The 8440-nt window shown below is 59.8% G+C and carries 8 protein-coding genes; all 8 read left to right on the top strand.

Features of this window, described 5'->3' with window-relative positions:
- The coding region (locus tag RSF91_RS19080) for a pyridoxal phosphate-dependent aminotransferase (protein WP_332569894.1) at positions 1–1202 on the top strand (1202 nt) is incomplete at its 5' end.
- A gap of 71 nt (positions 1203–1273) precedes the next feature.
- Positions 1274–2608, top strand: a complete 1335-nt coding sequence (locus RSF91_RS19075) for a homoserine dehydrogenase (protein WP_332569893.1) — start codon at positions 1274–1276, stop codon at positions 2606–2608.
- 147 nt (positions 2609–2755) lie between these two features.
- Positions 2756–3199, top strand: a complete 444-nt coding sequence (locus RSF91_RS19070; RefSeq protein WP_332569892.1) for a hypothetical protein — start codon at positions 2756–2758, stop codon at positions 3197–3199.
- A 169-nt stretch (positions 3200–3368) separates the two neighbouring features.
- Positions 3369–4793: a threonine synthase gene (gene thrC, locus RSF91_RS19065; RefSeq protein ID WP_332569891.1), complete on the top strand. Its 1425-nt coding sequence runs from the start codon at positions 3369–3371 to the stop codon at positions 4791–4793.
- Between the two features lie 128 nt (positions 4794–4921).
- Positions 4922–5464: a molybdopterin-guanine dinucleotide biosynthesis protein B gene (gene mobB / locus RSF91_RS19060; protein WP_332569890.1), complete on the top strand. Its 543-nt coding sequence runs from the start codon at positions 4922–4924 to the stop codon at positions 5462–5464.
- Between the two features lie 13 nt (positions 5465–5477).
- A complete protein-coding gene (locus tag RSF91_RS19055) occupies positions 5478–6722 on the top strand; it encodes a molybdopterin molybdotransferase MoeA (RefSeq protein WP_332569889.1) in 1245 nt (414 codons plus the stop codon).
- A gap of 11 nt (positions 6723–6733) precedes the next feature.
- On the top strand, positions 6734–6988 hold the full coding sequence (gene moaD / locus RSF91_RS19050) for a molybdopterin converting factor subunit 1 (protein WP_332569888.1): 255 nt from the start codon (positions 6734–6736) through the stop codon (positions 6986–6988).
- A 229-nt stretch (positions 6989–7217) separates the two neighbouring features.
- Positions 7218–8440: short-chain fatty acid transporter (locus RSF91_RS19045; RefSeq protein ID WP_332569887.1), on the top strand; the 1223-nt coding region annotated here is incomplete at its 3' end.

The raw sequence follows: 8440 nt of genomic DNA, 5'->3' as shown, positions 1-8440 counted from the left end.
ACGACGGCCAGAAGATCATCAAGCTCAATATCGGCAATCTGGCCGTGTTTGGCTTTGATGCCCCTGAGGAGGTGCAGCAGGACATGATCCGCAACCTGCCCAACTCGGCTGGCTACTCTGACAGCAAAGGCATCTTTGCCGCCCGCAAGGCCGTGATGCACGAGACGCAGCATCAGGGTATCAAGGGTGTGACGCTGGACGATATCTACCTTGGCAATGGCGCATCCGAGCTGATCAGCTTGGCTACCAATGCCTTGCTGGACACTGGCGATGAAATGCTGCTGCCCGCGCCTGATTACCCGCTGTGGACGGCTGCGACCAGCCTGTCGGGCGGCACGCCCGTGCACTATATGTGCGACGAGGAAAACGGCTGGATGCCCAATATGGCAGACATCCGCGCCAAGATCACGCCGCGCACCAAGGGCATTGTCGTCATCAACCCCAACAATCCCACGGGCGCGCTGTATTCCAAGGAGCTGCTGCTCGAAATCGTGGAACTGGCGCGTGAGCATGGTCTGGTCATCTTTGCCGATGAGGTCTATGACAAGGTGCTGTATGACGATGTCAAGCACACGCCTCTGGCCAGCCTGTCCATCGATGTGCTGACGTTGACCTTCAACTCCCTGTCCAAGGCTTACCGCTCCTGCGGCTACCGTGCGGGCTGGATGGTGATCTCGGGCGACAAAAAGCCCGCCAAGGATTACATCGAGGGCCTGAACATGCTCTCCAATATGCGGCTGTGCGCCAACGTGCCCGGCCAGTGGGCCGTGCAGACGGCGCTGGGTGGCCATCAGAGCATTGACTCGCTGGTGCAGGAAGGTGGACGCCTGCGTGTGCAGCGCGATCTGGCCTGGGAGCTGATCAACGCCATTCCTGGTGTGTCCTGTGTCAAGCCGCAAGGCGCTCTGTATATGTTCCCTCGCCTTGACCCGGCGGTGTACCCCATCAAGGACGACCAGGAGTTCTTCCTCGAGGTGCTGCAGGAAACCAAGGTCATGCTGGTGCAGGGCACAGGCTTTAACTGGCCCAACCCTGACCATTTCCGCATTGTCTTTCTGCCGCATGAGGCGGACTTGCGCGAAGCCATCAACCGTCTGGCGCTCTTCCTGGATAAGTACCGCAAGCGCCATGGCACAGACAAGCCCAAGGCTGTGACCGCTGACAAGGCGGTGAAGTCCGTCAAGGCTGACAAAGCCGCGTAACCCTTTCTTTTTTGATAGCTGGCGGCGCTTGCTATTCAAGCGCTTCGGCGCTTTTTTGACCTTAAAAACTTATGAAACCCATCCAAGTAGGCCTGTTGGGCATTGGCACCGTCGGTAGCGGTACTTTCAATGTGCTGGAACGCAACCAAGACGAGATTCGCCGTCGTGCGGGTCGTGGCATTGAAATTACGATGGTGGCCGACTTGGATACCGAACGCGCCAAGAGCGTCGTGGGTGACAAGGTCAAGGTCGTCGGCGATGCCCGCGAAGTCATTGCCAACCCCGAGATCGACGTCGTCGTCGAGCTGATTGGCGGCTATGGCATTGCCAAGGCACTGGTGCTGGAAGCGATTGCCGCTGGCAAGCATGTGGTCACCGCCAACAAGGCGCTGCTGGCCGTGCACGGCACAGAAATCTTCAAGGCTGCGGCTGAGAAGGGTGTGATCGTGGCCTATGAAGCCGCTGTGGCCGGTGGTATCCCCATCATCAAGGCGCTGCGCGAAGGCCTGACGGCCAACTCCATCCAGTGGGTGGCCGGCATCATCAACGGCACGACCAACTTCATCCTGTCCGAAATGCGTGACAAGGGCCTGGACTTTGACGTGGTGCTCAAGGAAGCCCAGCGTCTGGGTTATGCCGAAGCCGACCCGACCTTCGACATCGAAGGCGTGGACGCCGCCCACAAGGCCACGCTGATGAGCGCCATCGCTTTCGGCATTCCCGTGCAGTTCGACAAGGCCCACGTGGAAGGCATTACCAAGCTGTCTGCGGCCGACATCAAGTACGCCGAGCAACTGGGCTACCGCATCAAGCTGCTGGGCATCACCAAGCGCACCGACAAGGGTATCGAGCTGCGCGTGCACCCCTCGCTGGTGCCTGCCAAGCGCCTGATCGCCAATGTGGAAGGCGCCATGAACGCCGTGGTGGTGAACGGCGACGCCGTGGGCACCACGCTGTACTACGGCAAGGGCGCTGGCTCCGAGCCTACCGCTTCGGCCGTGATTGCTGACCTGGTGGACATCGCCCGCCTGCATGGTGCAGACCCTGCGCATAGCGTGCCTGCGCTGGCGTTCCAGTCGCACACACTCGCCGCGGCTGCCACTGAGCTGCCCGTGCTGCCCATGGCTGAAGTCGTGACCAGCTACTATCTGCGTATCCGCGTGGCTGATGAAGCGGGCGTGCTGGCCAAGATCACCGGTCTGCTGGCTGGTGCAGGCATCAGCATCGATGCAGTGCTGCAGCGTGAAGCTGATGAAGTGGGCGGCGAAGGCTCGACCCAGACCGACCTGATCATCCTGACGCACGACACCCGTGAAGGCGACATGAACAAGGCGCTGGATGAAATCCAGGGTCTGCACACAGTGCTGGCGCCAATCACCCGCATCCGTAAGGAAGAACTGAACTGATTGGAGTTCACCCCCTGAGCGGCTTTGCCGCTTCCCCCTCTCTGCTTCGCGGAAGGGGGGCGACACCATCGCTGCCGGGCGGCCCTTGCCTGGTGTCACTGACTTGGGTCAGTGGCCGTTTCCAGCATGATGGTTTCGGAGGTTGGCATGTCTGACTGCACTCAACCCGGATCTTTCCCTGTTCAGTGCGATGAGTGCACTGAAGGTCTTCTCAAAGGCTGGCGCCCTGTGGTGCTGGCCTTTTTTGCTTTTGCGGCGACTTGCGCGCAGGCCGCGCCCGTCGATGTCTATCGCGGCACGCTGGGTGGAGCGGATGTGGTGATGGAACTGGGCCAGCCCAAGGCAGGCGGTGAGCGTGAAGGGCGTTACTTCTATGTGCGCAATGGCGTCGATATCCCGCCCAAAGGTACGCTGGGCGCTCTGGCAGAAGCGCTGCCTATCAATGATGAATGGCGTCGCGCCAAGATGAGCTTTGTGATCTCAGGCATTGGCCATGCGATGGGTGCGTGTCTGGGCAGCGGGGTAGATATTTCGTTCAAGAAATTGAAACCCTATCTCAAACCTGATGCCGAGCGCTATTTCCAGCCCTGATTGGCTCAGCTCTGGGCTGAGCCAGCCGCTCAGGTGAAACCGCGTTGCCCGGTCTCTGCATTTACGCCTAGTGAATGCCAGCCTGCTGACCGATAATGTTGCGCTTGGCGGCGTAAGTTCTGCCCGTTTTGGCTGCCCGTTTTGAATTTTAGTTTTTGGCGAGTTTGAGATGCTGTATCTGTCCACCCGCGGCCATGCTGACCGCAAGCGTTTTTGCGATATTTTGCTAGCAGGTCTGGCTCCCGATGGCGGCCTGTACCTGCCAGTGGAGTACCCCCAGATCACCGATGCCAAGCTGACCCAGCTGCGCGAAACGCTGGCCACCAAGGGCTATGCGGGTCTGGCATTCGAGATTCTGTCGCTGTACATCGACGACATTCCTGCTGACGACCTGCGCGCCTTGTGCGCCAAGACGTACACCAAGGAAGTCTTTGGCACCGACGCCATCGTGCCCGTTCGCCAGCTCGATGGCGTGCTGCACATCGAAGCCCTGTCCAACGGCCCCACGCTGGCCTTCAAGGACATGGCCATGCAACTGCTGGGCAACCTGTTCGAGTATGAACTGACCCGCCGCGGCGAAGAGCTGAACATTCTGGGCGCCACCAGCGGCGACACCGGCAGCGCGGCTGAATACGCCATGCGCGGCAAAAAGGGCGTGCGCGTCTTCATGACCAGCCCCCACGGCCGCATGAGCCCCTTCCAGCAGGCACAAATGTTCAGCCTGCAGGACGAAAACATTCACAACATCGCCATTGAAGGCGTGTTTGACGACTGCCAGGACATCGTCAAGGCCGTCTCCAACGATCACGCCTTCAAGGCGCAGTACAAGATTGGCACCGTTAATTCCATCAACTGGGCGCGTCTGCTGGCCCAGGTGGTGTACTACTTTGCGGGCTATCTGCAAGCCACCCAGTCCAACGACCAAAAGGTCAGCTTCACCGTGCCGTCGGGCAACTTCGGCAATATCTGCGCTGGCCATGTGGCGCGCCAGATGGGCCTGCCAGTTGCCAAGCTGGTGGTGGCTACCAACGAAAACGATGTGCTGGACGAATTCTTCCGTACCGGCGTGTACGTGGTGCGCGGCTCGGCCAACACTTACGAGACATCCAGCCCTTCGATGGACATCAGCAAGGCCAGCAACTTCGAGCGCTTTGTGTTCGACCTGGTTGGCCGCGATGGCGAGCGTACCAAGCAGCTGTTTGACCAAGGCGTGGCCAAGGACGGCCAATTTGACCTGAGCGCAGACCCCGCCTTCAAGGACGCCGCAGGCAAGTACGGTTTTGTGAGCGGCAAGAGCACGCACGCTGACCGTCTGGCTACCATCAAGGATACTTTCAACCGCTTTGGTCAGATGATCGACACGCACACTGCTGACGGTGTGAAGGTGGCGCGCGAGCACTTAGGTGCCGAGCCCATGCTGGTGCTGGAAACAGCTCTGCCCATCAAGTTCGCAGCGACTATTGAAGAAGCGCTGGGCCGTCTGCCCGATCGCCCCGCTAAGTTCAACGACATCGAAGACCTGCCAAAGCGCGTGGTGGTGATGGCTTCTGATGTGAGCCAGGTCAAGGCATTTATCACTGAAAACTGCAAGTAAAGTCTTGAGGCGTTAAAGTTCAAAAGCACCTGGAGCTTGGCGACAGGTGCTTTTTTCTTTGGATGAAATTGGCCTTTGGCGCTTATCTAGAAAGCGCTGGAAGCTATCAAAAACATATTGAAATAAAGATGAAGGTCATAGGCTTTGCTGGATATTCGGGCGCGGGCAAGACCACGCTGGTCGAGGCGCTGGTGGCGCTGATGAAGGCGCGCGGGCTCAAGGTCTCGGTCATCAAGCATGCCCACCACCACTTTGATGTGGACCGTGAAGGCAAGGACAGCTGGCGTCACCGCAAGGCTGGAGCCTATGAGGTGCTGCTGGCATCTGACCAGCGCATGGCGCTGATGCGCGAATATGCTCAGCCCACAGAGGTCAGCGTGCACGACATGCTGGCGCAGCTGGACCCCTCGGTGGACTGGGTGCTGATCGAAGGCTTCAAGCATGGCGATGTGCCCAAAATCGAAGTCTGGCGACAGCAGCAAGACCGGCTGGACAAGGGTAAGACCATAGAGCCCTTGTTCCCGCATGACGCCATGGTACTGGCCGTTGCCACAGACGCTCCAGGCCAATTGCCCGTCTTGCCGACCCAGCCCGTGCTTGACCTGAGCCAGCCGCAAGCCGTTTTGCAATGGCTGCTGGCCCATGCCGGCACTCTCGAATACAAGAACTAAGAAAGACACCGTAATGCAAGCCCCACGTACACCACTCAAGCCTCTGGACGATGCCCTGCAAGAGCTGCTGGCCCATGCCCAGCCGCTGGCAGGCGCAGAGTCAGTTGACACGTTTGAGGCCGATGGCCGCGTGCTGCTGCAAGCCGCTGTTTCGCCGCTGCAGGTGCCGCCGCAAGACAACTCCGCCATGGATGGCTATGCCGTGCGCTCGGCGGAGTGTGTCAGTGGTGGCGCGGAGCTGCCCGTGTCGCAGCGCATTCCTGCGGGCGTTGCTCCCGATGCGCTGCTGGCTGGCTCAGTTGCCCGCATCTTTACGGGCGCGCCCGTGCCTGCGGGGGCAGATGCCATCGTCATGCAGGAAGACTGCGAAGTGCTGGAAGACGGCCGCGTACGCATCAAGACCCAGCCCAAGGCTGGGCAGTGGATTCGCCGTTCGGGTGAGGACATTCGCCAGGGTGCTACGGTGATTGAGGCCGGTGTGCGCCTCACGCCTGCGCATCTGGGTCTGGCGGCCAGCATGGGCTTTGCCAGCATGCCCGTGGCCCGCAAGCCGCGCGTAGCGATGTTTTCTACGGGCGATGAGCTGGTCATGCCCGGCACCGTGGCGCCGCAGGATATGAAGCCCGGCAGCATCTACAACAGCAACCGCTTTTTCTTGCGTGCTCTGCTGCTGCGCATGGGCTGCGAGGTGATGGATCTGGGCATCGTTCCCGATGACCGCGAGGCCACGGTGGCTGCGCTGGCCAAAGCCGCCGTAGACCATGATGTGATCGTCACCAGCGGCGGTGTGTCGGTGGGCGAAGAAGACCATATCAAGCCTGCCGTGCAGCAGCTGGGTCAGCTCGATCTCTGGCAGATCAGCATCAAGCCCGGCAAGCCTTTTGCCTATGGGCGTGTGAATCGTCAGGATGCCGGTTTTGCACATTTCATCGGCCTGCCTGGCAACCCTGTCTCCAGCTTTGTGACTTTTCAGGTGCTGGTACGCCCCTTCCTGCTGCGCCTGCAAGGCGTGCAGAACGTGCTGCCGCGTGCGATTGATGCGCGTGCCGACTTTGTCTGGCCCAAGGGCGACAAGCGCCGCGAGTTCTTGCGGGTGCGCTACAACGAGCGCGGCGGGCTGGAGCTGTTCAAAAATCAAAGCTCAGGCGTGCTGACATCGACGGCCTGGGGCGATGGCGTGGTGGATAACCCCGCCAGCACTACGATTGCTGAAGGCGATACCGTGCGCTTTATTCCGTTTGCAGAACTGATGGCTTGAAGGAGCCCTGTATGAAGACCATCACCATTCGTTATTTCGCCTCCATCCGTGAAGCGCTGGGCACGGGCAGCGAAAGCCTGCAGACCTCAGCCGAAACCGTGGGTGCCCTGCGTGAAGAGCTGATGAGCCGCAGTGATGCCACTGCCAGTGCGCTGGCCGCAGGCAAGGCCGTGCGCATGGCGCTGAATCAGGACATGTGCGCGCTGGATGCTGTCATTCAAAACGGTGATGAAGTGGCATTCTTTCCGCCGGTGACGGGCGGTTGATCTGGTGCTGATGCGGCACTGAACACCTCCTCAATCGCATCCAGAATCTGCTGAAAAAGGCCTGTGCAAGCGCTTTGCACAGGCCTTTTTGCATGGAATGGTTTCTAGGTGTTTACGCGAGGGGTGTGATTGCGTACTAGGGTTTTCCTTGGGGTGTTTTCGTGAGTCTGATGGGATTCATTTTGCAGAATCCGCCCTTTCTTGCAAAAAATAGAAAGCACACACACTCATGACAACTCACGTCAATATGGAGGAGACCCGCTCTGCGCGCTTTGCTATGCGCTGCGCCAGCTGGGCGGAGAAGTGGTTTCCGGATTCCTGGGTCTTTGCCGTCGTCGGCATTTTTATCGTGGTGCTGGCAGCATTTGCCATCGGCGCGCCTGTGCAGGAAACCAGCAAGGCCTTTGGTAAAGGCTTCTGGAGCCTGATCCCCTTCACCATGCAAATGGCCTTTGTGGTGATTGGTGGCTATGTGGTGGCCAGCTCCAAGCCTGCTTCCAAGCTGATTCAGGCGCTGGCCCGCGTGCCCAAGACCGGTCGTGGAGCTGTGGCCTTTGTGGCCTTTGTGGCGCTGACCGCATCGCTGTTGAACTGGGGCCTGAGCCTAGTGTTCGGCGGCCTGCTGGTCAAGGCGCTGGCACGGCGTACAGACATCAAGATGGACTACCGCGCTGCAGGCGCAGCCGTTTATCTGGGTCTGGGTGCTGTGTGGGCGCTGGGCATTTCGTCTTCGGCGGCGCAGTTGCAGGCCAACCCGGCCAGCCTGCCGCCCGGCATTCTGGCGATTACTGGCGTGATTCCGTTCACGCAGACCATCTTTCTGTGGCAGTCCGGCGTGATGCTGGCGGCGCTGATGATTGTGTCCATCGTGGTGTCCTATATGACAGCCCCCGGCGAGGGCACAGCGCGTGATGCGGCTGACTGCCAGGTCGATCTGGGTCAGGAAGTTGCGCATGATCTGCCCAAGCCTACGCGCCCTGGTGAATGGCTGGAGCACAGCCCCATCCTCATCATCATGCTGGTGCTGCTGACAGTGGGTTGGATGGTGGAGGAGTTCTCCACCAAGCCTTTCATTCAGGCAATTTCGGGCCTGAACACCTACAACCTGATCTTCTTGATGGTGGGTGCGCTGCTGCACTGGCGCCCCCGCAGCTTTCTGGATGCCGTGGCGCGTGCTGTGCCAACGACCACCGGCGTGCTGATCCAGTTCCCGCTGTATGGTGCGATTGCCGCCATCATGACTGAGGTCAAGGGCGCAGACGGTGCCAGCATTGCGCACTACATCTCCACCTTCTTCACCAACTTCGCCACGCATGACACTTATGCGTTGCTGATGGGCACGTACTCGGCCGTGCTGGGCTTCTTCCTGCCCTCGGGCGGTGGCAAGTGGATTGTGGAAGCGCCTTACGTCATGCAAGTGGCTAACGACCTGCAATACCACCTGGGCTGGGC

The sequence above is a fragment of the Comamonas sp. genome (genome assembly GCF_036643215.1).
Taxonomy (GTDB): domain Bacteria; phylum Pseudomonadota; class Gammaproteobacteria; order Burkholderiales; family Burkholderiaceae_C; genus Comamonas.
This window is presented reverse-complemented; position numbering and strand designations above follow the sequence as displayed.